The sequence below is a fragment of the Burkholderia sp. NLJ2 genome, from assembly GCF_049487195.1.
Taxonomy (GTDB): Bacteria; Pseudomonadota; Gammaproteobacteria; order Burkholderiales; family Burkholderiaceae; genus Burkholderia; species Burkholderia pyrrocinia.
This window is the reverse complement of record NZ_CP137810.1, coordinates 621,042-647,173: the sequence shown is the minus strand read 5'-3', so window position 1 is coordinate 647,173 and position 26,132 is coordinate 621,042. Positions and strand designations below refer to the sequence as shown.

Sequence of the window (26,132 nt, the reverse complement as noted above, 5' to 3'; positions counted from 1 at the left end):
CAATCCATGCCGCCAGCCATTCAAACGGGCCGGGACACGAACGGGCATCCGGATCATCGAAAATCAGCCCACCAGCGCGCAAGCGCTGTTTCTTGCTCTGGAGAAAAATCGAACCCGTCTGATCAAATCACGTGAAAAATGCGTCTGTCTGCCGCTATGTCTCACGGTCAAGTACGAAACCGCACACGTGCCATGAATGGCCGAACGGCAACTTCATGCCGCCCGTCATGGGCGTGCATTTCTACGATCATGTGGAAGTGAACAGACGAGAGACAGGGTCGGCCGGCACGGGCGTGCCGCCAACCGAGAGAAGACGGGAGCACTACAAACGCGCAGGATCAACGCATCATCGAAGGGCGAATACGTGCCGCCACTCGTCATCAAGCCGCATCGAGCGGCTCGACCGTCACGCCGACCTTCAGCTCCTGATCCGCGCCGCCGCCGCGAATCACGCCGCGCAGCGGCGTCACGTCCGCGTAGTCGCGGCCGATCGACAGCATCACGTAGTCATCGCCCGGCGCGCGGTCGTTGGTCGGATCGAGCTGCAGCCAGCCGTTGTCCTCTGGCCAAGCCGGGTCGTACACCTCGACCCACGCATGCGATGCGTCGGCGCCGATCAGCCGCGGCTGTCCGGGCGGCGGCTGCGTGAGCAGATAACCGCTCACGTAACGCGCGGCCAGCCCGAGCGAGCGCAGCGCGCCGATCATCACGTGCGCGAAATCCTGGCAGACACCCTTGCGCAACCGCAGCGCATCGAGTGCCGACGTCGTGATGTCGGTGCTGTTCGGCGTGTACGCAAAATCGGCGTGCACGCGCCGCATCAGGTCCCAGGCGGCCTGCACGAGCGGCCGTTGCGGCGTGAAGCTCGCGGCCGCATACGCGGCGAGTTCGGGATCGCACGCGACGTGCGGCGAAGCAAACACGAATTCGCTCGCCGCGTCGTAAGGCTGCCCCGCGCGGAACCGCAAGCGGTCGCGCACGGCTTCCCATGCGGTCGCCTGTTTTCCGTCGGGATGCGCGATCGCGGGCGGCGGCTCGCCGCGCGCACCGCGCGAGCACACGGGCGGCGTCACGCGCACCGTGCTGCGGCTGCGCACGAGCAGCGCGTCGTGCGGCTGGTTCAGCGCGAACGATGCGCGCGCGTTGCCGAACGCGTCGATCTCCGTGCAGATCGATTCCGGCGCGGGCTCGATGTCGAGCGCAAACGACAGCACCTGCTGGCGCGGCGTCGCGAGCGGTTGCAGGCGCGCCTGGTGCTGTGCCGATTCGACGCGTGCCGCGTAACGGTATTCGGTGTCGTGCGTGACGCGCAGCAATCGGCCGGGCGCAACGGAAGACGGCGCGGACGGTGCCGGTGCCGCTGCCTGTCGTCCGTTGCCGGAACCGGACGGCGTTTTCGCCGTGCCTTTCGTCGTCACCATAGCGTCCTGCCCGCCTCGCGCACGTGGCTGAAATAGCGTTCGCCGATCCGGTTCGACAACACCCAGACCGCCTTCACCGTCGCGTCGAGCGCGGCGAGCAGCGTGTCGTGCCGGCCGCCGTCGGCGGTTTCGCACAGCTCGTGCAGCGACCACGCCGGCACGTCCGGGATCGTCTCGGCCAGCTCGGACAGTGCATAACCTTCGCTGCGCTCGACCTTCGCCAGCCGGCCGCGCAGCGCCTGCACGACCCAGCCGAGCGAGCGCGGGTTGTCGGTATCGAGCACGACGAGCGACAGCAGCGGCGCGACGTCGAAGCCGCGCTGGAACCGCGAGCGGAACGTGATCGTGCTGTCGAACAGCTCCAGCACGAGCTCGAAGCCGTCCTGCCGGTACACGGCGCCTTCGTCGAACGCGAACTTCAGCACGCTGCACAGGAAGTCCAGCCGGTCGATCTGCCGGCCGATCGACAGCAGCCGCCAGCCGTCGTCGCGCGTCATGTGGTCGGTCTGCGCGCCCGTGATCGCGCCAAGCAGCAGGCCGAGGCGCTCCAGCAGTTGCAGCGCCTCGTTGCCGATCTGTTCATCGGCTTCCGGATGGTCGGCGCTGTCCGCGAACAGTTGTGTCGCGTCGTCGATCAGCCGCCACTGCTCGCTCGACAGCCGTTCGCGGATCGCGGCGGCAGCGCCGCGCATCCCGAACAGGCACGACGCGATGCCCGACGTGCGGTCCGCGCCGCGCGTCAGCGACGTCGCGAGCGCGTGCTGGAACGCGCGCGGCGCATCGACGGCGTTCGGCGTATCGGCCGCGATCAGGCCCGTGTCGCGGCACAGCGTGTCGATCAGCTCCAGATGCGCGGGGCTGTCGACGTCGTCCTCGCCGCGCAGCCGTTCGAGCGCGGCGCGCGCCAGGCGCATCAGGTTGGTCGCGCGTTCGGTGTAGCGGCCGAGCCAGAACAGGTTCTCGGCCGCGCGGCTCGCGATCGCGCGCGGCCGCTCGACGAGGTCGTCGGGGCCGAGGTGCGTCTGCAGCAGCGTCGTCGAATCGACGATGCCCTCGGTCATCACCCATGTATCGACGGTGCTGCCGCCGTGCGGCATCGGCGCGTTGAACAGCGTGTCGCGCGTGCCGACCCGCGACAGCCCGCCGGGCAGGAGCCGCCAGCGCTGCGCGCCGTCGGCGAGCGCGAACACGCGCAGCAGCAGCGGTTTCGGCACAATGCGCGCGCCGCCGTTGCCTTCGGGCGTGCCGTGCCCCGGCCAGGTCGGCGCCTGCGACAGCGGCAGATCGGCCTGCACCGTGTAGTGTTCGGGCTGCGCGAGTATCCGCGCGCGCCAGCCGGCAAGCTGCGCCTGCGTGAGCCGCGCGCCGATCACCGGGTCGAACGGGCCGCCCGCCTGCACCTCGGCCGGATACGACGCCTTCACGATGCCGCGCGCGAGTTGCGGCAACGCGTCGTCGCACGCGGCGGCCTCGCCGCACCACCACGAATGCACGGCCGGCAGCGTCAGCGTTTCGCCGAGCAAGCCTTCCGCGAGACGCGGCATGAAGCCGAGCATGGCCGGCGATTCGAGGAAGCCCGAGCCCGGCGCATTCGCGAGCAGCACGTTGCCCGCGCGCACGGCCTGCAGCAGCCCCGGCACGCCGAGCATCGAATCGGGCCGCAGTTCGAGCGGATCGAGCCATGCATCGTCGACGCGCCGCAGGATGCCGTGCACCGGTTCGAGCCCGCGCAGCGTCTTCAGGAACACGTGGTTGTCGCGCGCGGTCAGGTCGCCGCCCTCGACGAGCGTGAGGCCGAGGTAGCGCGCGAGATACGCATGCTCGAAATACGTCGCGCTGTGCGGCCCCGGCGTCAGCAGCACGATCCGCGAATTCTTGCGGGCCGGGCTGAGCGCCTGCATGCTCTGCAGCAGCGCGCGGTATGCGGATGCGAGCCGCTGCACGCGCAGCCCGCGAAACCCGCGCGGAAAGAGCCGCGACACGATCAGCCGGTTTTCGAGCAGGTAGCCGAGCCCGGCCGCGCCCTGCGTGTGCTGCGCGACGATCCGCCACTGCCCGTCCGGGCCGCGCGCGAGATCGAACGCGACGACGTGCAGCCACGTGTCGCCCGGCACGCGCGCGCCGCGCATCGCGCGCAGGTAGCCGGGATGCCCGGTGACGAGCGCGGGCGGCAGCAGCCCGCGCTGCAGAATCGTCTGCGGCCCGTACAGGTCGGCCATCGTCGCGTTGAGCAGCCGCACGCGCTGCAGCACGCCGCGTTCGATCGCGACCCAATCCTCCGGCGTGACGATCAACGGCAGCAGGTCGAGCGACCACGGGCCGGCCGCGCCGTCGCCGGCGCGCTGCTCGTGCAACTGGTAGAACAGGCCGTTCTCGCGCATGCGCCGGTGCAGCGCGTCGGCGCGGCGATCGAGGTCGGCCACGCCGTCGCTGCCGATCGATGTGAAGAAACTGCGCCATGCGGGCGCGAGCGCGGGCGCGTTCAGGCCGGCCGCGCTGCCGCGCAGTTCGTCGTAACGACCGGCAGCCGCCGGCGCCGCGAGCGCGGCGGCCAGTTCGGCGGCGTCCGGCTGCGCGCCGGTATCGAATAGCGTGGGCATCGCGTCGGGATCGGCGAGATGGTCGGAGTGAATGGGCTGCACAGTGTCGTTTCGTCGTCAGGGCGCGGGCGCGCATGCACGCCGCCGCACGGGCGGCAGGCCGCGGCGCGCGGCCGCAATCTGCCCGCATCCTAGCATTCCGGCGGGGCCGCCAGCGGCCGGCGCGCCAGGAGGTCGCGAACCGCGCATCGTCGTCCGCCCCTTCATCGGCCCGTCACGGCCGCCGCAGGTCGAGCGTGAACGGGAATTCGCGGCTCGGCGCGGCAGCCGACACGTCCATCCGCCCCGGCGTATGCCCCATCTCGACGAAGCGCGCGAGCCGGCGGCTCTCGGCCTCGTACGCATTGACGGGGAACGTCGCGTAGTTGCGCCCGCCCGGATGCGCGACGTGATAGCGGCAGCCGCCGAGCGAGCGCTGCAGCCACGTATCGACGATGTCGAACGTGAGCGGCGCATGCACGCCGATGGTCGGATGCAGCGCCGACGGCGGCGACCACGCCTTGTAGCGCACGCCCGCGACGTATTCGCCGACGGTGCCGGTCGGCTGCAGCGGCAGCGCACGGCCGTTGACCGTCACGACGTGCCGGTTGTCGTTGAGCCCCGTCACGCGCACTTCGAGCCGTTCGACCGACGAATCGACGTAGCGCACCGTGCCGCCGGGCGCGCCCTCCTCGCCCATCACGTGCCACGGCTCCAGCGCGCCGCGCAGCGACAGCTGCATCCCGTTCACCGCGATCTGGCCGAACAGCGGGAAACGGAATTCGAAGTGCGGCGCGAACCACGCCGGATCGAACGCGAAACCGGCGTCGCGCAGTTCGGCCAGCACGTCGTCGAAATCCATCTGAAGAAATGCGGGCAGCATGAAGCGGTCGTGCAGCGCGGTGCCCCAGCGCGTGAGCGGCGTCGTGTACGGCGCGGCCCAGAAGCGCGCGACCAGCGCGCGCAGCAGCAATTGCTGCACGATGCTCATCCGCGCATGCGGCGGCATCTCGAACGCGCGCAGTTCGAGCAGGCCGAGCCGGCCGGTCGACGAATCGGGCGAATACAGCTTGTCGATGCAGAATTCGCTGCGGTGCGTGTTGCCCGTCACGTCGATCAGCAGGTTGCGCAGCACGCGGTCGACGAGCCACGGCGGCATGTCCTGCCCGTAGAGCAGCTTGTTGCGCTGGATCTCGGCGAACGCGATGTCGAGTTCGTAGAGCTGATCGTTGCGCGCCTCGTCGACGCGCGGCGCCTGGCTCGTCGGCCCGATGAACAGCCCGGAGAACAGGTACGACAGCGACGGATGGTTGTGCCAGTACGCGATCAGGCTCGCGAGCAGGTCGGGGCGGCGCAGGAACGGGCTGTCGGCCGGCGTCGCGCCGCCGAGCACGAAGTGGTTGCCGCCGCCCGTGCCGACGTGGTGGCCGTCGACCATGAACTTCTCGCTGCACAGCCGCGACTGCCACGCGGCGTCGTACAGGAATTCGGTGTGATCGACGAGCGCGTCGAAGCTCGCGGCCGGATGGATGTTCACCTCGATCACGCCGGGATCGGGCGTCACCTGCAGCATCTTCAGCCGCGCATCGCGCGGCGGCGGGTAGCCTTCGAGCACGAGCTTCACGCCGAGCGCGTGCGCGGTCAGCTCGATCGCGCCGAGCAGTTCGAGATAGTCCTCGAGCGCGGCGAGCGGCGGCATGAACAGGTACAGGATGCCGTTGCGCACTTCGACGCACAGCGCGGTGCGCGTGATCCACGCGGCCGATTCAAAGCGCTCGGGCCGGCGCTGCGGATCGTGCGCGGCGGGCCGCCCGTCCGCGGCCGTGCCGTCGTTGCGCCACTGCATCACAGTCTGCGCGGATGCTTCGCGATGCACGCCGGACAGGTAGCGCGGCGCGTCGGCCGGCCCCGCATGGCGCGCACGGATGGCGGCGGCTTCCGGCAGCGCGTCGCGCGGCGCGAACGGATCGCGCTCGACCAGGTACGGATGGTCGGCGCGGGCAGCCCACGGCAGCGAATCGAGCGGGAGCCGATAGCCCATCGGCGAATCGCCGGGCACGAGGTACATCCGCTCGTCGCGGAAGAACCACGGGCCCGTCTGCCAGCGCGGGCCGTCGAGGCCCGGCGCGTCATCTGTACGCTGGACCGGCAGCACGTAGCCGACCACGCTGTCGAGCTGCTGCTCGAACACCTTGCGCAGCCGCGCGCGTTCGAGCTCGTCGTCGAGGCGCGAGTCGAACGGGTCGACGTTGACCGGCAGCCGGCGTTCGCGCCACAGGTAGTACCACACGTCCTCGTAGCCGGGCAGGATGAAGTCGCCGGTCAGGTTCAGCCGCGCGGCCAGCGCGTCGATGAAGCGCTTCGCGTCATCGGTCGTATAGGCGGACGGCTCGCGCTCGTCGGCGAACAGCGACGGATCGTGCCACACGGGCTGACCGTCCGCGCGCCAGAAGATCGACAGCGCCCAGCGCGGCAGCTGCTCGCCCGGATACCACTTGCCCTGCCCGAAATGCAGGAAGCCGCCGTCGCCGTATTCGGCGCGCAGCCGCTGCACGAGCTCGGTCGCATAGCCGCGCTTGGTCGGGCCGAGCGCATCGGTGTTCCATTCGGCGCCGTCGCGATCGTCGATCGACACGAAAGTCGGCTCGCCGCCCTGCGTGAGCCGCACGTCGCCGGCCGCCAGCGCGCCGTCGACCTGCGTGCCGAGCGTGCGCACGGCATCCCATTGCGATTCCGTATACGGCTTCGTCACGCGCGGCGATTCGTACACGCGCGTTACCGCCATCTCGTGTTCGAACGACACCTCGCACTCGTCGATCAGCCCTTCGACCGGCGCGGCGCTGGTCGGCTGCGGCGTGCACGCGAGCGGAATATGCCCTTCGCCGGCGAGCAGGCCCGACGTCGGATCGAAGCCGATCCAGCCGGCACCGGGCAGGTAGACCTCGCACCACGCATGCAGGTCGGTGAAGTCGACCGACGTGCCGCTCGGGCCGTCGAGCGACTTCACGTCGGGTGTGAGCTGGATCAGGTAGCCCGACACGAAGCGCGCGGCGATGCCGAGATGGCGGCAAAGCTGCACGAGCAGCCACGCGCTGTCGCGGCACGAGCCGGATGCGAGCTCCAGCGTCTGTACGGGCGTCTGCACGCCCGGCTCCATCCGCACCAGATAGCCGATGTCGCGCTGCAGCTGCTGGTTCAGCGCGACGAGGAAATTCACGGTGCCGGCCGGCGTGCGGTCGACGCCGTCGACATACGCGCGGAACAGCGGCGACGCACTCGTTTGCGGATCGCATGCGAGATACGGCGCAAGCTCGGTCTTCAGTGCGTCGTCATAGCTGAACGGGTATTGGTCCGCGCTCGCTTCCAGGAAGAAGTCGAACGGGTTGTACACCGACATCTCGGCGACGAGATCGATCGTGACCTCGAAGTACTCCGTGCGCTCCGGAAACACGAGCCGCGCGAGATAGTTCGAGAACGGGTCCTGCTGCCAGTTGATGAAGTGCTGCGCGGGTTCGACCGTCATCGAATACGCGAGGATCGGCGTCCGGCAGTGCGGCGCGGGCCGCAGCCGCACGACCTGCGGGCCGAGGTTGACGAGCCGGTCGTAGCGATAGCGGGTGGTGTGATGCAGCGCGACGTGAATGGACATGGGAGCTCGATTCGGGTTGAGCCGGCCGCACGCGCCGCGTCGCCCTCGACGCGGCGGCCCGGCATGGCGGATTCGGCGAAAGCGCGCGTCGGGTCAGACGAGTTCGGGTGTCGGCACGACGCTGATCTCGACGCCGACGGCCGTCGCGCCGAGCCCCGTCACCGGTTGCGCGTCGCGATAGTCGAGGCCGACCGCGATACGCACGTAGCGCTCGTCCGGGCAGCGGTTCATGAACGGATCGAACCCGACCCAGCCGAGCCCTTCGACATAGGCCTCGGCCCACGCATGGCCGGCCGGCTGCTGCATCAGTGCGGCGGCTTGCGGCTGCGCGCCGAGCGCCGCCTGCGACTGTCCCTGAGACTGCGACTGCGATTGCGACTGTGAGGCACGCGACACGCCGAGCGCCTGCTGCATGCCCTCGCCGCTCTGCAACGCGACCGCTTCCTCTTCTTCTTCGTCGCCCGCGTTCTGCTTCGCATCGGCGATGCGCTGCATCGCGCTGTCGGCGAGCACGTAGCCCGAGATATAGCGCGCGGGAATCTTCAGCACACGCGCGGCCGCGATGAACGCGTGCGCATGGTCGCGGCTCGTGCCCTCGCCGCTTTGCAGCGCGGTTTCCGCATCGACGGGCGCGTCGGCGGCCAGGTTCGGCGCGTACGCGATGCGGCCGTGCACTTCCGTCATCAGCCAGTGCAATGCGTCGAGGCCGCGCGGCTCGATCGGCAGCGCTTCGCTGAGCGCGCGCACGGTGTCGCCGGCCTTCGTGAGCGCGGTCTCGCGCTCGAAGATCCACGGCGGCGCATAACCCTCGGGATTGCCGATAACGCCCGCGCGGTCCTGCGTCTCGACGACGCCGGCCGCGACGACGACGATCTCGGCCTTCGTGCCGCGGTCGTGACGCACGAGGTCGATCCGGTTACCGAACCCGTCGGCGTACGACAACGTCGGCTCGACGCCGTCGATCGTGACCTGCCACGCGCGCACCGTCTGCCCGGGCCCGGACTGCGGGCGCAGCCGCAGCCGTTGCAGCGCGTGGGTGGCTTGATCGTCGAACTGATAACGCGAGATGTGTCGGATGGCGAGTCGCATGGCAAGTTCTCAGTCGAAGTTGTAGGCCTGGGCGATTTCGAGCCCGAGGCTGTTGTTGCGGCCGATGAAGTCGGTCAGGAATTCGTGCAGGCCGCTCTTGAAGATCCGCTCGACCGAGGTATCGGACAGCATCTGCAGAATCTTCGTGGCCGTGTCGTGACACGGGTGTGTCACGCCGTAATCCTTCGCGAGCAGGTTCAGGCTCGACACGACGCGCCCGTAGCAATAACGCAGCGAACGCGGCATGCGACCGTTCAGGATCAGGTAGTCGGCGATGTTCATCGGCTTGTACTGCACGTCGTACACCCAGCGGTACGAACGGTGCGCGGCCACGCAGCGCAGGATCGTCTCCCACTGGTAGTTGTCGAGGATCGTGCCGACGTGCGACACCGACGGCAGCAGCAGGTGGTATTTCACGTCGATGATCCGCGCGGTGTTGTCCGCGCGCTCGATGTACGCGCCGATCTGCGCGAAATCGAAGATCTCGTTGCGCAGCATGGTGCTGTAGAAGCTGCCGAGGATCAGCGCGGTTTCGCGCTTCACCTCGTCGAGCACGGCCGGCAGCTCGCTCTCCGGCACCGGCTCCGCAAGCGCGCGGCGCAGCGCGAGCCACGCACCGTTCACGCTCTCCCACGCCTCGCGCGTCAATGCCGTGCGCACCATCCGCGCGTTCGAGCGCGCGGCCTCGATGCACGCCAGCACGCTCGACGGGTTGTCGCGGTCGCGCAGCAGGTAGTCGGTCACGGTATCGGCCGCATACGCGTCGTATTTCTGCCGGTAGCCTTCGTCGGCGCCCGAGCTGACGAGCACCGACGACCATTCGGCCGGCGCGTCGGCCGTGCGCGTGAGCGCCATCCGCAGCCCGGCATCGACGATGCGCGCGATGTTCTCCGCGCGCTCGATATAGCGGTACATCCAGTAGAGACCGCTTGCAGTTCGTCCCAGAAGCATCTCGTGTCCACTCCGTCTTCGTTCGGTTCGCGCGCCGGCTCCGGCGCGCGCGGTCGTGCCCGGCTCAGTCGGCCAGCACCCACGTGTCCTTGGTGCCGCCGCCCTGGCTCGAGTTGACGACGAGCGAGCCCTCCTTCAGCGCGACGCGCGTGAGCCCGCCCGGCGTGATGCGGATCCGGTCCGACACCAGCACGAACGGCCGCAGGTCGACGTGGCGCGGCGCGAGGCCGGCTTCGGTCAGGATCGGCGTCGTGGACAACGCCAGCGTGGGTTGCGCGATGTAGTTCGCGGGCCGCGCACGCAGCTTCGCGGAGAACGCCTCGATCTCGGCCTTCGACGCGCACGGCCCGACGAGCATCCCGTAGCCGCCCGAGCCGTGCACTTCCTTCACGACCAGTTCGTCCAGATGCTCGAGCACGTATTTCAGGCTGTCGGCCTCGCCGCAGCGCCAGGTCGGCACGTTCTCCAGCAGCGCCTTGCGGCCCGTGTAGAACTCGACGATCTCCGGCATGTACGAATAGATGGCCTTGTCGTCGGCGATGCCCGTGCCGGGTGCGTTCGTGATCGTGATGTTGCCCGCGCGGTACACGTCCATGATCCCCGCGACGCCGAGCACCGAATCGGGGCGAAACGTGAGCGGATCGAGGAATGCGTCGTCGACGCGCCGGTACAGCACGTCGATCGGCTGGAAGCCTTCGGTCGTGCGCATCGCGACGCGGCCGTCGATCACCTGCAGGTCGCTGCCCTCGACGAGGTGCACGCCCATCTGGTCGGCAAGGAACGAATGTTCGTAGTAAGCGGAATTGTGGATGCCGGGCGTCAGCACGGCGATGGTCGGGTTGTCCGCGTTGCCGCCCGGCGGGCACACGGCCGCGAGCGACTGGCGCAGCATCTGCGGATAGGTCTCGACCGGGCGCACCTTCACCTGCTGGAACAGCTCGGGGAAGAGCTGCATCATCGTCTCGCGGTTTTCCAGCATGTACGACACGCCGGACGGCGTGCGCGCGTTGTCCTCCAGCACGTAGAACTCGTTCTCGCCGGTGCGCACGATGTCGACGCCGATGATGTGCGTGTAAACGTTGCCGGGCGGCCGGAAATCGATCATCTCCGGAATGAACGCTTCGTTGTGCGCGATCAGGTGCTTCGGCACGATGCCCGCGCGCACGATCTCCTGGCGGTGATAGATGTCGTCGAGGAACGCGTTGAGCGCCATCACGCGCTGCTCGATGCCGAGCGACAGCCGGCTCCATTCCGAACCCGAGATGATGCGCGGGACGATATCGAACGGAATCAGCCGCTCGGCGGCCTCCGCGTCGCCGTAGACGGCGAACGTGATGCCCGTCTTGCGGAACACGCCCTCCGCGTCGTGGGCTTTCTGGGCGAGGCTCGCGGGATTCTGCGTGTCGAGCCATTGCTTCAGGCGCGCGTAAGGCGCCCTTACCATGTCGCCGGATTGCAGCATTTCATCGAATGGCTTCATCGATCTTTTCTCCATCGATCGTTTTCCCCGGCATTGCGCATGCCGGACCGGCGTAACGACTACTCTGCAAGGACCGTGCCTTGCAATATCCCCCTTTTTGCGCCGCGCCGGGCATGCCCGCGCGGCATGCCGCACCAATACGGTGCGGCGCGCGACGCCGACGGCGGCATCGATGCGCCGCGATCGCGCACGACCGATGCTGCGCCGCGTCTGACGAACATAGTTCTCCCGCGTGTCACGAATGCGCAATCTGCACTGCACAAAAAACGGCCCGCCTGACGCGCCGGACCGCCGGAGCGGAGGGAGGAAAAGGCGGGCCGGCACGCACACCGCGCGTGCCGGACCCTGGGGAAGTACCGTCTGCGGCGCCCCGGCAGTTCGACGCGATGAACTAACCGGTTAGCCGGGTCCGGCACCTCAACGCTATGTAGCCGTAATCCCGCCGACAATGCCCATGCATATTTCGACTGACACCCATCGAAAAAAAACATCGGGACGACCGACGCGAGGCGCGGTACGCTACAAAATTGTTGCAGCGAAGCGGCGCCACCGCCCTTCCGGCGCCCGACTATAAAAGCGAAGATCGAAATGGAAGCAAAGTGGCTGGAAGATTTCCTGAGCCTTGCGGATACCAAGAGCTTTTCCCGCGCCGCGCGTAACCGGCACCTGACGCAGTCGGCATTCAGCAGACGAATCGCCGCGCTCGAAACCTGGATGGACGCGAAGCTGGTCGACCGGAGCATCAACCCGATCACGCTGACGCCGGCCGGCCAGATGTTCCGCGGCCTTGCCGCGGACATCCTGCGCAGCATGTATGCGGCGCGCAATCTCGTGAACGGCTACGACCAGTTCGCGGCCAGCGATCAGGTCGTGCGTTTCGCCGTCGCGCATACGCTCGTCTTTACGCTGTTCCCCGAATGGCTCAAGCAGCTCAACGGCGAGGTCGGCCACGTGACCGCGCGCGTCAACGCGGTGAACGTGCCGGAAGGCGTGCAGCAGCTCGTCGAAGGCGAATGCGACCTGCTGCTCGGCTATCACCATCCGCAGTTGCCGATCGTGCTCGACCCGAACCACTTCCCGTTCGTCAACCTCGGCGTCGAGCGGATCCTGCCGGTGTCGACGCCCGACGCGCGCGGCAAGCCCGTATTCCAGCTGCCGGGCACGCCCGATGCCCCACTGCCGCTGCTCGCGTATTCGTCGGGCGCGTTTCTCGGGAACATCGTCGAGATGCTGCTGCTGAATGCGACCGAGCCGTATGCGGTGCACCGGTGCTTCGAGACGCATATGTCCGAGGCACTGAAGGGCATGGTCGTGGCCGGGCACGGGATCGGCTGGCTGCCGGAAAGCTGCGTCGCGAAAGAGCTTGCGGAAGGCACGCTCGTGTGCGCCGGTTCCGGAGACTGGGTCACCGAACTCGAAATCCGCCTGTATCGATCGGCACGCAAGCGCGGGCTCGCGGCCGAGCAGTTGTGGACCTACATCATGAACCGGCCGCGCACCGCGGTCGAAGGCGCGCTCGGCACCGAGCCGTCGGCCGCACCGGCCATGCGCATCGCGCGGCGAAGCGCGGGCGGCAGCCACTGACAGTCGCGCTCGCGTCGTGTTCGTCCACGGCGCGGGTGCGGGTGCGGGTGCCACGCGATCCCGGGCAAGCAGGCGTCCGCAGGCGTCCGCGTCGCACGGCTTCGGATCGAACTCGCCCCCGCCTCGATATCAAGCTGCGCCCCGCCGTCGGCAGGTGAAATCACCGCAACCACGCCCGTAATCGACATCAAGGGAAAAAGCAAACGTTTGCTTTTCAAAATCGTATTCCCACTGCCGCTACGCAATACCCAGATAATCCGTCTTATTTTCCGGCCAGAAATACCCCGTTACAGAACAAATTAAAAGTTTCGATTTACTTGTAACAATCAAAAATATCAGGGCACCGCACCCTCATTTTAAATCACACGACCTGTATCCTTACCTTCATTGATTCGAATCGAACACAGGCGCAATAATTCCTTTTATCAGTCGTTATTTTTCGGCACAAATGTCGATACCTCCGACGAAATTGAATGCGCGCACGATCATCGCTACCGACACCTATAATCATATTTGGCAATATCGACTTTCTTCAGCAGCAAGCCGGCCTGACAAATCCGGCGATATCCTATTTAAATAGGATATTTCACCCTTGTCCCATTTCGACCACACGCGGTTGTTGGCTCAAAATCCGTCGTGTATTAATAGCGTGTCGCAAAAAGAACGCCGGAAAATTTGACTCGGAATAAATGCGTCGCCATGGATTCCGAACCGGAGGTTGCAATGTCTTCCTCGTTTCGACAGCATGCTCGCCCTTTCCTGAGCGTTGTCATTTCTACGCTCTGCCTCCATGCCATGGCCCAGGCCCCCGCATCCGGTCCGGGCGCAGGCCGCTACGTGATTTCGTATATCTGCGGCGACTCGCGGATCGACGGGACGGCACCGCTTCCCCCCGACGGCCGTCCGTACAACCTGGGCGTGTCGTTTGCTTCCGCCCAGACAGGGCAACCGCTGGCCAACGTGCAGGTGCGCCTGCGGCGACATGGCCGCGTGCTCGTCGAATTCAATGCAACGGGGTCGCGCTGCCTGTTCAGCGTGCCCGATGCGAGCTACCGGGTTGAAGGGACCTATCAGGGAGCCACGCAGTTCGCGATTGTCGAAACGGGCGTGCTCACCACGCAGTTGCGATGGTGAGCACCGCCTGAACCCGCCCCGATTGCGTCATTCACCGCAGCGTATCGAATCGAGGAGCTTCGAATGACTCGTGCAGAACGAACGGACGACTCGCCAGCCCGCCCGCCGACACCCTCCTGGGGGCCTGGCAAGAACGCCGCGCTCAGCTTCGTCGCGTTCGCCACGATCTTCGGCCTCTTCGCGTATACCGAGCGGGACACGGTGATCGGCCATGCCAGCGTGACGCACGATATCTCCGGCGTGATCACGACCGCCGTCGGGAAGTACCGCAACGCGATCATGGCCGCGACGTCCCGCGCAACGGGCGCGTCCGGCGCGTCCGGCGCGTCCGGCGTGTCAGGCGTGTCAGGCGTGTCAGGCGTGTCAGGCGTGTCAGGCGCGTCCGGAACATCGGCCGCCCCCTGGCCGGCGCCGATGATCGCACAGGCCGTACCGCCGGTGCCGGTTCCGGTGCCGCCCGAGCCGTCCGCGTCGGCAGCGCACGAGGCGCCGACGGCGCCATCCGTCACGCTCGCGGCCGAACCTGCAGCCGCGCCACGGACAGCGCACCGCACTACCGCGAAACACCGGCAACCGTCGCACGCGCCGCCCGTGACACTCGCGGCCAATACGCATACGGGGTCGGGCCACGATCGTGTCGCTACGCGGTCCGTCGCTGCGCATCGCGCATCGCGAACCGAGACGCTGGCGGGCACGAGGAAGCGCATGGATCTCGCGCCGAAGCCGCACTCGTACGGCAACGATCCGGCGCACATGCAGACGGCCAGCGTCACGCACGCGGAACTGGAAGGCGCCCGCGCGCTGGCAAAGGCGCGCTGGTGCGCACGAATCGACGAATGGAACTGTGTGGAGCAAAACGCGAGCCGGGCGCTCGCGATCGACCCGAAGAACAGCGAATCGCGCGCGTTGCTCGGGCAAGCGGTCCGCAATCGCCTGTGAGCCGGTTCCGCGCGGCCGGGCCCCGCTGCCCGGCCGCGCGACGAGCGGCGGCGGCCAGCGTCGGGTGTGCAACCGATGCGATCGTTTCATAGTGAGGACACACCGTGGACAACAATCGGAAACAACACTGCACCACCGTCGCTCCGTCCAACCGGCGGATCCTCCTGCATGCGCCGCTGGTGTTGCTGCTCGTCGCGTCCGGCCCCTGCTTCTCCGCCAACGGCGATACGGAATCGGGCGGTGCCGGTGAAATCGCCGGGACCCGCAATGCACCGGATCCGAAGCCGCCGGACGTGCCGATACGGGGTTCGCTGGCGCCGGACGCGCAACCGCCGACTGCGCCGACGCTGATCGCGCAGGCGTCGAGCGCCCCGATGCCGAATGCCGCGGCTCCCGCTGCCCAAACGCAGAGCCCGCCGCCGGGTACACCGACGCCCGCTGCCCAAACGCAGAGCCCGCAGATGCCGGGGGCGCAGGCGCCCGGTGCCCAAACGCCAGGCGCCCCGATGCCCAATGCCGCGGCACCCGCCGCTCAAACGCAGAGCCCGCAGATGCCGGGCAAACCGACGCCGGATGCGCAGGCGCCCGGTACCCAGCCGCCAGGCGCCCAGATACCCGACGCGGAAACGCCGAACGCGCAGATGCCCGACCTCCGTACCGCCGATCCGGCCACCGTCCGTAACGACGTGTTCGGGCTCGCATCGAGCGGCGGCGCGGTCAAGGCGCTGGAGGAAGCGAAGGCGCGCCCCGACGTCTTTTCCGCGGTCGATCTCGCGCAGCTCGAGGAACTGTCGATTCGCCAGCAGGTGCGCGGCGGACGCGACAAGTCGCGCTCGATGACGAGCGCCGACCGCTTCGACGGGCTCGACAACGCATTGCGCGCGGCGGACGACCTCGACAAGCGGATGCCGATCACGCCCGAGTATTCGCAGGTCAGGACGGCGCTCGCTGGCGACCGGACGGTCGCCTACGCGGCGCGCGGCGACATGAAGAAGGCCGTCGCGACGTTCGAGACGATTCCGCCTGACGCGGAGATCTCGATCGACGCGCTGGCCGCCGTCGGCGACGCATACCTGTACCTGAGCGAACCGGGCAAGGCCAACGCCGTCTACCAGCGCGCGCTGAAGCAGGCGACCGCATCGACGACGGACCGTGCGACGCGCGGCTTCCAGTACGGCCCGCGCACGCGCCCGATCGAGTTGCGCGAGGGCCTGTTCTGGTCGTACGTCGACCAGGGACGCGCGGCCGACGCGAAGCAGGCGCTCGACGACATGGGCAAATCGCTGCCGCCGGCCGACCAGGTGCGGACGTGGGGGCCGGAAAGCGACGACTACCTGCGCTACTACCGGCTGCAGGCGCAATACCTGATCTACACGGGCCGGGTGGAGGAAGGGATCGCCGCGCTGGAAAAACTCGAGAAGGAAGTGCCGTTCAATGCGGAAGTCCGCGCCGCGCACGCCGACGCCGTATCGGGCCAGTCGCATCCGCGCCAGGCGATCGCGATGTATCGCGCGTCGCTGACCGACCACCCGGACAGCGTGGAAATGCTCGCCGGGCTCGGCCGCGCATCGCTGACGGCCGACGACTACGCGACCGCGAAGAGCGTCGACCAGACCGTCGACAACACGTTCCCGGACAGCGGCGCGGTGCGCGCGTTCAAGCGCGATTACAACGCATACCGCAGCCCCGTGTTCACGACCGACCTGAGCTTCGAGCACGGCAACAGCGCACTGGCCGACAACAGCTTCTCGTCGGACAGCTATGTGTATTCGCAACCGTTCAGCGACAACTGGCGCGTGTTTTCCCACACGTTCTTCGGCCATGCGCAAACCGACGCCGGCAGCGTCAGCCGCACGCGCACGGGTGTCGGCGGCGACTACCGGCACGGGCCGCTCACGATCCAGGGCGAAGTCACGCGCTCGTTCGGCAGCGACGGGCGAACCGGCGGCCGCGGCTCGATCACGTACAACCTCAACGATTACTGGACGGTCAGCGGCGCGCTCGACTCCAACGACAACACGCTGCCGTGGAAGGCGTATCTCGCGCACGTCTGGGGCCGCTCCGCGAACGTCGAGGTCGTGTATCGCCAGAACGACCGCCGCGAAGTCAAGCTGAGCTACGGCGTGAGCCGCTACAGCGATTCGAACCTGCACCAGGAAATTTCCGCGACCGGCACGCAACGCGTGTACACGTCCGCGAACCAGCTCGTCAACGTGTCGCTGAATCTCGGCACCGACAGCAACACGCGGCAGAACGCGCCCTACTTCAGCCCGGGCCGCGACTATGCGGCCGCGGCGACCGTCATGCACCAGTTGACGCTGTGGAAGAAGGGCGACATGTCGCTGCAGCAGCGCCTGTCGGCGTCCGGCGGCGTGTACAACGAGCGCGGTTTCGGCACCAGTCCGCTGTGGAGCGCCCGCCTCGCGCATGCGTGGACGTTCAAGCACGACATCACGCTGACCTACGGCGTCGAGGTCAGCAGCCATGCGTACGACGGCCAGCGCGAGCGTTCCGAAACCGGCTTCCTGTCGCTCAACCTGCCGTTTTAGAAAGGAGCTCGAACAATGCAATCCAGACGGACCTTCATGTGCGGATGCCTCGGCTCGTTTGCGGCCTGTTCGTTGTTCCCCGGCGTGACGAACGCGCGGATGATCGACCTGCTGCCGCCGTCCGATCCGGTCGACGGCAAGACGTTCCGCGTGATCTGCCTGCACGACGTGCGCGACAACCTGCTGTCGTCGTTCGCCACGTCGAAGATGGTCGATCCGTTCGCGGTCGATACCGGCACGCTGACGGCCATCTTCTCGTGGCTGCAGACCAACAACTACCACACCGTCACGGTCAGGCAGATCGAGGCGTCGCGGCACGGCGGCAAGCCGCTGCCGCCGCGCGCGGTGCTGCTCACGTTCGACGACGGCTACCGCAGCCACTACACGAAAGTCCTGCCGCTGCTCGAACGCTTCAAGTATCCGGCCGTGATGGGCATCGTCACCGCGTGGATCGACGCGCCGCCGGATGCGCCGATCAGGATCAGCGACAGGATCGAGATGCCGCGCGACTACTTCATGTCGTGGGACGAGGTGCAGAAGGTCGGCCGGTCGGATCTCGTCGAGCTCGCGTGCCACACGCACAACCTCCATCACGGCGCGGTCGCGAATCCGCAGGGCAACGAGTTGCCGGCCACCACGTCGCACCTGTACCTCCAGAACGAGAAGCGCTATGAAACCGACGCGGAGTTCGAAGCCCGCGTGCACAACGACCTGCAGACATGCGTGCGGCAGATTCGCGAACGCACCGGCGTCGTCGCACGCTCGATGGTGTGGCCGTACGGCGCGGAAAACCAGCCCGTACGCAAGATCTCGACGTCGCTCGGCATGGACATCCAGTTCAGCCTCGACGCCGGCCCGAATACGCCGGACGTGCCGCTCGACCGGCTGCGGCGGATCCTGATGATGTACGACGTCGACATCGGCGGGTTCGAGCGGTCGATGCGCGAGCCGGCGACCAACCGCGGCGACGTCGATGTCCCCGAGCGCGTCGTGCAGGTCGATCTCGACCAGGTCTACGATCCCGATCCGGCGCGGCAGGAAACGAATCTCGGCAAGCTCGTCGAGCGCATCTACCGGATGCAGCCGAAATCGGTATACCTGCAGGCGTTCGCCGATCCGAAGGGCACGGGCGTCGCGGAATCGCTGTACTTCCCGAACCGGCACCTGCCGATGCGCGCCGACCTGTTCTCGCGCGCCGCGTGGCAGCTCAACACGCGCTCGAACGTTCAGGTCTACGCATGGATGCCGGTGCTCGCGTTCCGCCCGCCGCCCGACAAGCATCGCGGGCTCGAGGCCGTCAGCGCATATGGCGGCGCGCCCGCGCGCGAAAACGGCTCGCGCCTGTACCGCCTGAGCCCGTTCGATCCGCAGGCGCGGCTGATGATCCAGCAGATCTACGAGGATCTCGGCAAGTACGCGTCGTTCGGCGGCATCCTGTTCAGCGACGACGCCGTGCTCGACGATTACGAGGATGCCGGCCGGCACGCGCTGAGCACGTATTCGCAGTGGGGGCTGCCGGCCGACATCGGCAAGATTCGCGCGACGCCTGACCTGATGAGCCGCTGGACGCGGCAGAAGACGCGCTACCTGATCGACCTGACGCGCCAGCTCGAACAGATCGTGCTCGCGAACCAGAACGCGGGCGACGTGCTGACCTCGCGCAACATCTTCGCGCTGCCGGTGCTGAAGCCCGAGTCCGAAGCGTGGTACGCGCAGAATTACGACGACTTCCTCGCCACCTACGACTTTGTCGCGCTGATGGCGATGCCGTACATGGAACAGGCGCCGGACCCCGAGCGCTGGATGGACCGGCTCGTCGACGCCGTGCGCGCGAAACAGCGCGGCCTCGCGCGCACCGTGTTCGAACTGCAGTCGTACGACTGGCGCGCGCGCAAGGACATCGGCGGCAACGCGCTGCTCGCGCAGATGCGGCGGCTGCGCAGCAAGGGCGCGGTGAACTTCGGCTACTACCCGGACAACTTCCTGAACAACCAGCCGGATCTCGACACGATGCGCGACGTGATGTCGCTGAAGTCGCGTCTCGATCCGACGTCGATCAATGCGTTGATGCACGGACAGCAATCGCAGGGGACGAAGACACCATGACGAACCACGGCATCATCCAGCGCTTGCAGGATTTCGTCTTCTACTACCCGTTCTTCATGTCGTATCTGTGGATGATCGGTGGCGTCGTGCATTACTTCCTGCTGGAGGAAGGTCGCGAGCTGTCGACGCGGACGATCGCGTCGAGCGGCATCCCGAAGATCTCGATCGTCGTGCCCTGCTTCAACGAAGCCGCGAACGCGCGCAGCGTGATCAGCCACCTGAACGCGATGCAGTACCCGAACTACGACATCATCGCGGTCAACGACGGCAGCCAGGATCGCACCGGCGAGATCCTCAACGAGCTGGCCGTGGAGATTCCTCGGCTGCTCGTGATCCATCACGCGCGCAACGAAGGCAAGGCGGTCGGGCTCACGACCGCGGCGGCCGTATCGAACGCGGAATACCTGCTGTGCATCGACGGCGATTCGCTGCTCGCGCACGACGCGATCAGCTGGATGCTCGAGCACTTCCTGACCGACCCGGGCGTCGGCGCCGTGACCGGCAACCCGCGCATCCGCACGCGCACGTCGCTGCTCGGCCGCATGCAGGTGGGCGAATTCTCGTCGATCGTCGGACTGATCAAGCGCACGCAGCAGGTGTACGGCCGCATCTTCACGGTGTCGGGCGTCATCACGATGTTCCGCAAGACCGCGCTCGCCGACGTCGGCTACTGGAGCTCGGACATGCTGACCGAGGACATCGACATCAGTTGGAAACTGCAGTGCCGCGACTGGCGCGTCGTGTACGAGCCGCACGCGCTGAGCTGGATCCTGATGCCCGAAACGGTGAAGGGGCTGTACCGGCAGCGGCTGCGCTGGGCGAAAGGCGGCATCCAGGTGCTGATGAAGTATGCGGGCACGCTCGCACGGCCGACGCAGATGATGATGTGGCCGCTGTTCATCGAATACCTGATCGGCATCGCGTGGGCCTACTCGATGTCGTTCATCCTGCTGCTCGCGCTCGTCGACGTCTTCCATCCTTTGCCGCAGAGCTGGCATGTATCGGTCGTGCCGCACTGGCACGGCATGCTGCTGGTCGCAACCTGCATCCTGCAACTGATCATCGGCAGCATGATCGATCGTCGTTACGACGAAAAACTGCTGATGTACTTCCTGGACACCGTCTGGTATCCCGTGGCCTTCTGGCTGATCAGCATGATCACCACCGTCGTCGCCCTGCCCGCCATCCTGTTGCGGGGCCGCGGCAAGCGGGCCATATGGGTCAGCCCCGACCGAGGCATTCAACATGAAGAACGCACCGATTATTGACCTTTCCCTGCGCACGCCGCGCGAAATGATCGCCGAGCGCGGCCGCATCGTCGGGCTCGTGCTGGTCGTCTGGTTCCGCCTCGTGCGGCCTGCGCTGGTGGGTGCCGTGTGGGCATCGATCTGCATCTACACGTACCGCTACCTGCTGCCGTTCAACCAGGCCGAGATGCCGATCGAGCAGATGGTGTTCTACGCGACCTGCATCGCGATCATCGCGGGCACGACGGTCACGTGGCTGATCGCGGGGCGCGTCGTGCATCCGCTCGCGTACCGGCTGCGCGTGTCGAAGATGCTGCGGCGCTCGGCCAGCGCGAAGGTGCGCTCGGTGCCGGCGCCCGTGCTGACCGGCGCGCGACGGCGCGGCGCGCGGCGCACGACGCGCATTCTCGTCGCGTCGCACGACGCGAACGGATCGATTTCCGGCATCGAATGGATTGCCCATGCGGGGCCTCAGCCCCGCGAGTAGATCAATGCAGACGCGCCGCCGCGCACGGGACGGCTTCCGTGCGGTGCGGTGCGGCGCCGCTCCTGACGCCGCGCTGCCGCACATCGCCGGCAAGCCGACAACTTCTAGTGAACGAGGTGAATCATGTGCGGAATCGTCGGAGCAAGCGGCCTGAACAATCAGGTGCCGCAACTGGTCAATGCACTGAGCCGGCTCGAGTATCGCGGCTACGATTCGTGCGGCATCGCCGTGCAGGACGGCGGACGCCTGCTCAGCGAACGCACGCTGCGGCGCGTGACGGACCTGCAGGATCGTGTGCTGACGCTCGGTCTCGAAGCGCGGACCTGCATCGCGCATACACGCTGGGCGACGCACGGCGCGCCGTCGGAAATGAACGCGCATCCGATCATGTCGGGCGACACGATCGCGGTCGTGCACAACGGCATCATCGAGAACCACGACGCGCTGCGCGCCGAGCTGCGCCAGCACGGCTACGCGTTTCGCGGCGAAACCGACACCGAGGTGATCGCACACCTGATCCACAGCCTCTATCGCGACGACCTGTTCGACGCCGTCATGCGTGCCGTCAAGCGGCTGCACGGCGCGTACGCGATCGCGGTGCTGAGCGCGCGCGAGCCGCAGCGCCTCGTCGCCGCGCGCGCCGGCTCGCCGCTCGTGATCGGCATCGGCGCCGAACAGAACTACCTCGCGTCGGACTGCGCGGCGCTCGGCGACCTGACCGACCGTTTCGTCTACCTGGAGGACGGCGACGTCGCGCTGATCACGCCGGAACGCATCGCCGTGGTCGACTCGGGCGGGCACGAGGCGCAGCGCCCGCTGTGCCAGGTGAAGGCGCGCGACGACGACGCCGCGCTCGGCCCGTACCAGCACTTCATGCAGAAGGAGATCTTCGAGCAGCCGAAGGCGATCGCCAGCACGCTCGACGGCATCGACACGATCTCGCCGGCGCTGTTCGACGCGAGCGAAAGCACGCGTGCGCTGCTGTCGAGGGTGAGGAGCGTGCTGCTGCTCGGCTGCGGTACCAGCTACTACGCGGGCCTGACCGCGAAGTACTGGCTCGAAAGCATCGCGGGCGTGCCGGCGCAGGTCGAGATCGCCAGCGAATACCGCTACCGCGACACCGTGGCGGATCCGCGCACGCTCGTCGTCGGCATCTCGCAGTCGGGCGAGACGGCCGACACGATCGGCGCGATCGAGCGTGCGCGCGAGATGGGCCAGGAACTGTCGATGGCGATCTGCAACGTCGCGACCAGCACGATCGCGCGCAACGCGCCGCTGCGGTTCCTGACGCGGGCCGGCATCGAGCTCGGCGTCGCGTCGACCAAGGCATTCACGACGCAGCTCGTCGCGCTGTTCGTGCTGACGCTGACGCTCGCGCAGTTGCGTGGCCGGCTCGACGCCGCACAGGTCGCGATGCACCTGAAGCAGCTGCATGCGCTGCCCGAGCGCATCGGCCACGCGCTCGCGCTGGAAACGCAGATCATGGGCTGGGCCGCGAAGTTCGCGCGCACCGAGAACGCGCTGTTCCTCGGGCGCGGCATCCATTTCCCGATCGCGATGGAAGGCGCGCTGAAGCTCAAGGAGGTGTCGTACATCCACGCGGAAGGCTATCCGGCCGGCGAGCTGAAGCACGGGCCGCTCGCGCTCGTTACGAGTGCGATGCCGGTCGTCACGATCGCGCCGGACGACCGCCTGTTCCAGAAGCTGAAGTCCAACATGGCCGAGGTGCGCGCGCGCGGCGGGCGGCTCTACGTGCTCGCCGGCAACCAGCTCGAGATCGACGCCGACCGCGATACGCACCTGATCCGCGTGCGCGAATCGGGCGACCTGCTGTCGCCGATCGTCAACGTGATCCCGCTGCAGTTGCTCGCGTATCACGTCGGCTGCGCACGCGGCGCCGACGTCGACAAGCCGCGCAACCTCGCGAAATCGGTGACCGTCGAATGACGGAGCGAAGGCGCCTGGCGCGGCCCGTGGCACGGCGCGTCGCGGCTGCCCTCTGTGGCGCGTGTTGCATCGTCGCGGCGCCGCCGTCGGCCCGCGCCGTCGAACCGGCTGTGCATACGGTCGCCGTTCGGGCTTCGGCAGCGCCGCAGGACACCGGCGACCCGCGGCGCTTCATGCACGGCATCGGCGTGGCCGACGCGGGCAACGGCAAACGCTGGGTCTTCTTCAGCAGCTCCGGCATCGTGCCGCGCGGCGCGATGCGCAACGGCAACTGGCCGCACGACGTGTACGTCGGCGAATGGCAACCCGGCAAGCCGCACCTGCTGCACGTCCGACCGTTCATCAGCCGCCCCGAGGCGCAGGAGCCCGTGTCGATCGCGCAGAACGCGCGCGGCGATATCTTCGTCACGTTCGAGGACGGCTGGAACGCGCCGCAGGAAGTCAGCCAGCGCTACGGCGTCTACCGCCGCGACCTGAAGCCCATCAAGCCCTACCCGAACGACGTCGAGTCGGGCGGCCACTCGGGGCATGTCGCGACGGTCGGCGAACGCTTCGTCGTGTTCTATTCCGCCGACTGGATCGACGGCGGCGGCGTCGACAACCTCGGCACCGGCAACGGCGTCTACCTGAAAACCTACGACGCGGCCGGGCGCGTGCTGAACCACGTCGCGGTCGCGCCGCACCGCCGCGAGTGGTGGCCCGTGATCGCAGGCTCGCCGCGCAACGCGCTGCTCGTCTGGCAGAAATTCATCGAAGGCAGTACGGACGCAACGCTCGAATACGCGATGTTCGATCCGGTCACGGCGAAACTGGATACGCTCGGGGCGCTGAACGACGCGATCCGGTACTACGTGTACGCGTCGGCCTACGTGCCGGCGATCGACCGCTTCATCGTCGTCACGACGACCGCAAGCGATCGCGGCGTCGCGATGCTGATCGCCCCGGACGGCCGCCGCACGGCGACGCTCGACTGCCTGCCGGCGTCGGTGCGCGAATCCGGCATCGGCGTTTCCGGCACGCATGCGTATGTGCCGACCCACGACGGGCGGCTGCTGACGCTGGCGCTTGCGTCGGCGGACATTTCGGTGAGCGGCGTGCAGCGTTCGCCGATTCCGTGGGGCACGACGGGCATTGCCGGTTTCCCGGCGCAAGGCGCGGCGATGCATTTCGTGTCGCTGACGCCGGCGGGTACGCGCGAAGCCGATTTCGACCCGCAGCGGGACGCGCCGCTGCCGAAGAACGAAATGCCGTGTACGAGTCGTTGACGACGGTCCGGTAACGGGGATGTCGTGAACGCCGGCAGTCCGCGTGTTCGACACGCGGCCCTTCGTTTTCTCCCTGCCCGAACCGCGCTACGACAGCGCCACACCAATCTGGCGGCCTGGTAGCCTGACACGCTGTCGCGCGCCTGTCCTATCGTGCCCGCCCCACCTTCCCCGCGCCGAAGTCGCCAGCGCCGCGCGTACCGGATAGACTGTCGCCCGATTCCTTCCATCGGCCGCGGCTTGCGTCCTGCCGCCGCAACGCCCTTTCCCGGAGAACGAATGCTGAAGCGCCAGTGGTTTTCGCTTGTGCTGCTGACGGTTTGCCTGATCGGACAACGCGCGTCGGCCCAGTCCACGCTCGAACTCGAGACCGACGGCACGGCCCGCGCCCTCACGCGGCAGACGCTGCTCGCGCGCCCCGATGCGACGGAGATCCACGTGCCGCGCGACATCGCATACGGCCGGCCGATGACGTTCCGCGCCGTGCCGTTCGCCGCGCTGCTCGGCGACACGCCGCTGCCGGCCGACGGCGTGCTCGAAACGCGCGCGGCGGACGGCTTCGCCGCGCAACTGCCGCTGGATCTCGTGCGCCGCCGCGCGCCGGCCGGCGCCGTCGCGTGGCTCGCGATCGAGGATTCGGCCCATCCGTGGCCGAAGCTGCCCGGCAAGCAGGTCAGCGCCGGGCCGTTCTATCTCGTGTGGCTCGGGCCGGATGCGTCGTCGGTGCGCGGCGAGCAGTGGCCGTACCAGATCGTGCGCGTCACGATCGAGTCGTCGCCGGTCGCGCGCTGGCCGTCGCTCGCCGTCGATCCCGCGCTGCCCGAAAACGATCCGGCCCGCGCGGGCCAGCAGCTGTTCGTCACGCAATGCCTCGCGTGCCACCGCGTCGACGGCGCGGGCAGCAGCCATGCCGGCCCCGACCTGAACGCACCGATGAATCCGGTCGACTACTTCCAGCCCGCCGCGCTGCGCCGCTACATCCGCAACCCGGCGTCGGTACGCGACTGGCCGGGCCGGAGCATGCCGGCGTTTCCGCCCGATCAGTTGAGCGACCGGGAACTCGACCAGATCGTCGCGTATCTCGCGTATATGGCGCGGCGCAAGGCGGGCAAGTCACGCGCGGACGCACAATAAGAGGAACGCAGATGACGTCAGGCGACCCGCTGTTCACCATCGCATCGATCGAAGCCGCGCAGACGCACGCGCTCCGGGCGACGATCCTGCTGAACGGCGATCTGAATGCATGCGAACTGCCCGGCGACCATGCACCGACGACGCTGCACGTCGGCGTACGCGATCGAACCGGCATCGTTGCCGTCGCGTCGCTGTGCGAAGAACCGCGCGACGACGACCCTGCGCTGCCGGCATGGCGGCTTCGCGGGATGGCCGTCCACCCTGCCGTGCGCGAGATGGGTTTCGGACGGGTGCTGGTGCAGGTGTGCGTGCGGCACGCGGAGGAACGCGGTGCCGCGCTCGTGTGGTGTACCGCACGCGAAGCGGCGTACCGGTTCTATGAAAAGCTCGGTTTTGCGGCCGATGGTGCGCCCGTGACGATGCCGGGGCGCACCGATACCGCGTTCCATGTGATGCGGCGATACATCGATCGGCACGCGCCGTCTGCGTGAAGCGAACCGCGCATTTGCGTCGTCAGCAGAGAATCGATGCGGCCCGGCGAACACCTGCCCGCCGGGCCGCCTTCGTCAGG

Annotated in this window: 17 protein-coding genes; 11 read left to right on the top strand and 6 right to left on the bottom strand. The window is 67.7% G+C overall.

Annotated elements, in window-relative coordinates:
• Positions 1 to 380 precede the first annotated feature (380 nt).
• The 6 genes from R9B84_RS25300 to R9B84_RS25275 form a co-directional block, all read right to left on the bottom strand.
• Positions 381 to 1,421, bottom strand: coding sequence for a transglutaminase family protein (locus R9B84_RS25300; RefSeq protein ID WP_423762761.1), 1,041 nt, complete (start codon positions 1,419 to 1,421; stop codon positions 381 to 383).
• Positions 1,415 to 4,021, bottom strand: a complete 2,607-nt coding sequence (locus R9B84_RS25295; RefSeq protein ID WP_423763577.1) for a circularly permuted type 2 ATP-grasp protein — start codon at positions 4,019 to 4,021, stop codon at positions 1,415 to 1,417. The genes R9B84_RS25300 and R9B84_RS25295 overlap by 7 nt, the downstream gene beginning before the upstream one ends.
• A gap of 214 nt (positions 4,022 to 4,235) precedes the next feature.
• Positions 4,236 to 7,649: a DUF2126 domain-containing protein gene (locus R9B84_RS25290; RefSeq protein ID WP_423762760.1), complete on the bottom strand. Its 3,414-nt coding sequence runs from the start codon at positions 7,647 to 7,649 to the stop codon at positions 4,236 to 4,238.
• A gap of 93 nt (positions 7,650 to 7,742) precedes the next feature.
• Positions 7,743 to 8,738 carry a transglutaminase family protein gene (locus R9B84_RS25285; RefSeq protein ID WP_423762759.1) on the bottom strand — a complete coding sequence of 332 codons (996 nt, stop codon included), beginning with the start codon at positions 8,736 to 8,738 and terminating at the stop codon, positions 7,743 to 7,745.
• A gap of 9 nt (positions 8,739 to 8,747) precedes the next feature.
• Positions 8,748 to 9,689 (bottom strand): alpha-E domain-containing protein, encoded by a 942-nt coding sequence (locus R9B84_RS25280; RefSeq protein ID WP_423762758.1) that lies wholly within the window; start codon positions 9,687 to 9,689, stop codon positions 8,748 to 8,750.
• 64 nt (positions 9,690 to 9,753) lie between these two features.
• The gene (locus tag R9B84_RS25275) at positions 9,754 to 11,169 is read right to left on the bottom strand and encodes a circularly permuted type 2 ATP-grasp protein (RefSeq protein WP_423762757.1); all 1,416 of its coding nucleotides are present in this window, start codon (positions 11,167 to 11,169) and stop codon (positions 9,754 to 9,756) included.
• Positions 11,170 to 11,757: 588 nt separating this feature from the next.
• On the opposite strand from R9B84_RS25275, the gene R9B84_RS25270 reads away from it, so the two are divergent.
• The 11 genes from R9B84_RS25270 (at position 11,758) to R9B84_RS25220 (ending at position 26,052) form a co-directional block, all read left to right on the top strand.
• On the top strand, positions 11,758 to 12,753 hold the full coding sequence (locus R9B84_RS25270) for a LysR substrate-binding domain-containing protein (RefSeq protein ID WP_423762756.1): 996 nt from the start codon (positions 11,758 to 11,760) through the stop codon (positions 12,751 to 12,753).
• A 723-nt stretch (positions 12,754 to 13,476) separates the two neighbouring features.
• Complete coding sequence (locus R9B84_RS25265) at positions 13,477 to 13,887, top strand: hypothetical protein (RefSeq protein ID WP_423762755.1); 411 nt, start codon at positions 13,477 to 13,479, stop codon at positions 13,885 to 13,887.
• 63 nt (positions 13,888 to 13,950) lie between these two features.
• Positions 13,951 to 14,826, top strand: coding sequence for a hypothetical protein (locus R9B84_RS25260; RefSeq protein ID WP_423762754.1), 876 nt, complete (start codon positions 13,951 to 13,953; stop codon positions 14,824 to 14,826).
• A gap of 551 nt (positions 14,827 to 15,377) precedes the next feature.
• Positions 15,378 to 17,375, top strand: coding sequence for a poly-beta-1,6 N-acetyl-D-glucosamine export porin PgaA (gene pgaA, locus R9B84_RS25255; RefSeq protein ID WP_423762753.1), 1,998 nt, complete (start codon positions 15,378 to 15,380; stop codon positions 17,373 to 17,375).
• A gap of 15 nt (positions 17,376 to 17,390) precedes the next feature.
• Positions 17,391 to 19,481 carry a poly-beta-1,6-N-acetyl-D-glucosamine N-deacetylase PgaB gene (gene pgaB, locus R9B84_RS25250; protein WP_423762752.1) on the top strand — a complete coding sequence of 697 codons (2,091 nt, stop codon included), beginning with the start codon at positions 17,391 to 17,393 and terminating at the stop codon, positions 19,479 to 19,481.
• Entirely contained in the window at positions 19,478 to 20,749 is a 1,272-nt protein-coding gene (gene pgaC / locus R9B84_RS25245; RefSeq protein WP_423762751.1) for a poly-beta-1,6-N-acetyl-D-glucosamine synthase, read from the top strand. The genes pgaB and pgaC overlap by 4 nt, the downstream gene beginning before the upstream one ends.
• Positions 20,727 to 21,215, top strand: a complete 489-nt coding sequence (locus R9B84_RS25240; RefSeq protein WP_423762750.1) for a Biofilm PGA synthesis auxiliary protein PgaD — start codon at positions 20,727 to 20,729, stop codon at positions 21,213 to 21,215. Before pgaC ends, R9B84_RS25240 begins: the two co-directional genes overlap by 23 nt.
• A 123-nt stretch (positions 21,216 to 21,338) precedes the next feature.
• Positions 21,339 to 23,162: a glutamine--fructose-6-phosphate transaminase (isomerizing) gene (glmS, locus tag R9B84_RS25235; protein WP_423762749.1), complete on the top strand. Its 1,824-nt coding sequence runs from the start codon at positions 21,339 to 21,341 to the stop codon at positions 23,160 to 23,162.
• Positions 23,159 to 24,427 (top strand): hypothetical protein, encoded by a 1,269-nt coding sequence (locus R9B84_RS25230; RefSeq protein ID WP_423762748.1) that lies wholly within the window; start codon positions 23,159 to 23,161, stop codon positions 24,425 to 24,427. The genes glmS and R9B84_RS25230 overlap by 4 nt, the downstream gene beginning before the upstream one ends.
• Before the next feature lie 279 nt (positions 24,428 to 24,706).
• Positions 24,707 to 25,561, top strand: a complete 855-nt coding sequence (locus tag R9B84_RS25225) for a c-type cytochrome (protein ID WP_423762747.1) — start codon at positions 24,707 to 24,709, stop codon at positions 25,559 to 25,561.
• An 11-nt stretch (positions 25,562 to 25,572) separates the two neighbouring features.
• Positions 25,573 to 26,052 carry a GNAT family N-acetyltransferase gene (locus tag R9B84_RS25220; protein WP_423762746.1) on the top strand — a complete coding sequence of 160 codons (480 nt, stop codon included), beginning with the start codon at positions 25,573 to 25,575 and terminating at the stop codon, positions 26,050 to 26,052.
• The last annotated feature ends 80 nt before the right edge of the window (positions 26,053 to 26,132 follow it).

Excerpts from the sequence above, each read along its gene's own strand:
- R9B84_RS25300 (WP_423762761.1), bottom strand. The coding sequence starts at position 1,421 with ATGGTGACGACGAAAGGCACGGCGAAAACGCCGTCCGGTTCCGGCAAC.
- R9B84_RS25295 (WP_423763577.1), bottom strand. The coding sequence starts at position 4,021 with ATGCCCACGCTATTCGATACCGGCGCGCAGCCGGACGCCGCCGAACTG.
- R9B84_RS25290 (WP_423762760.1), bottom strand. The coding sequence starts at position 7,649 with ATGTCCATTCACGTCGCGCTGCATCACACCACCCGCTATCGCTACGAC.
- R9B84_RS25285 (WP_423762759.1), bottom strand. The coding sequence starts at position 8,738 with ATGCGACTCGCCATCCGACACATCTCGCGTTATCAGTTCGACGATCAA.
- R9B84_RS25280 (WP_423762758.1), bottom strand. The coding sequence starts at position 9,689 with ATGCTTCTGGGACGAACTGCAAGCGGTCTCTACTGGATGTACCGCTAT.
- R9B84_RS25275 (WP_423762757.1), bottom strand. The coding sequence starts at position 11,169 with ATGAAGCCATTCGATGAAATGCTGCAATCCGGCGACATGGTAAGGGCG.
- R9B84_RS25270 (WP_423762756.1), top strand. The coding sequence starts at position 11,758 with ATGGAAGCAAAGTGGCTGGAAGATTTCCTGAGCCTTGCGGATACCAAG.
- R9B84_RS25265 (WP_423762755.1), top strand. The coding sequence starts at position 13,477 with ATGTCTTCCTCGTTTCGACAGCATGCTCGCCCTTTCCTGAGCGTTGTC.
- R9B84_RS25260 (WP_423762754.1), top strand. The coding sequence starts at position 13,951 with ATGACTCGTGCAGAACGAACGGACGACTCGCCAGCCCGCCCGCCGACA.
- pgaA (WP_423762753.1), top strand. The coding sequence starts at position 15,378 with ATGCCGGGCAAACCGACGCCGGATGCGCAGGCGCCCGGTACCCAGCCG.
- pgaB (WP_423762752.1), top strand. The coding sequence starts at position 17,391 with ATGCAATCCAGACGGACCTTCATGTGCGGATGCCTCGGCTCGTTTGCG.
- pgaC (WP_423762751.1), top strand. The coding sequence starts at position 19,478 with ATGACGAACCACGGCATCATCCAGCGCTTGCAGGATTTCGTCTTCTAC.
- R9B84_RS25240 (WP_423762750.1), top strand. The coding sequence starts at position 20,727 with ATGAAGAACGCACCGATTATTGACCTTTCCCTGCGCACGCCGCGCGAA.
- glmS (WP_423762749.1), top strand. The coding sequence starts at position 21,339 with ATGTGCGGAATCGTCGGAGCAAGCGGCCTGAACAATCAGGTGCCGCAA.
- R9B84_RS25230 (WP_423762748.1), top strand. The coding sequence starts at position 23,159 with ATGACGGAGCGAAGGCGCCTGGCGCGGCCCGTGGCACGGCGCGTCGCG.
- R9B84_RS25225 (WP_423762747.1), top strand. The coding sequence starts at position 24,707 with ATGCTGAAGCGCCAGTGGTTTTCGCTTGTGCTGCTGACGGTTTGCCTG.
- R9B84_RS25220 (WP_423762746.1), top strand. The coding sequence starts at position 25,573 with ATGACGTCAGGCGACCCGCTGTTCACCATCGCATCGATCGAAGCCGCG.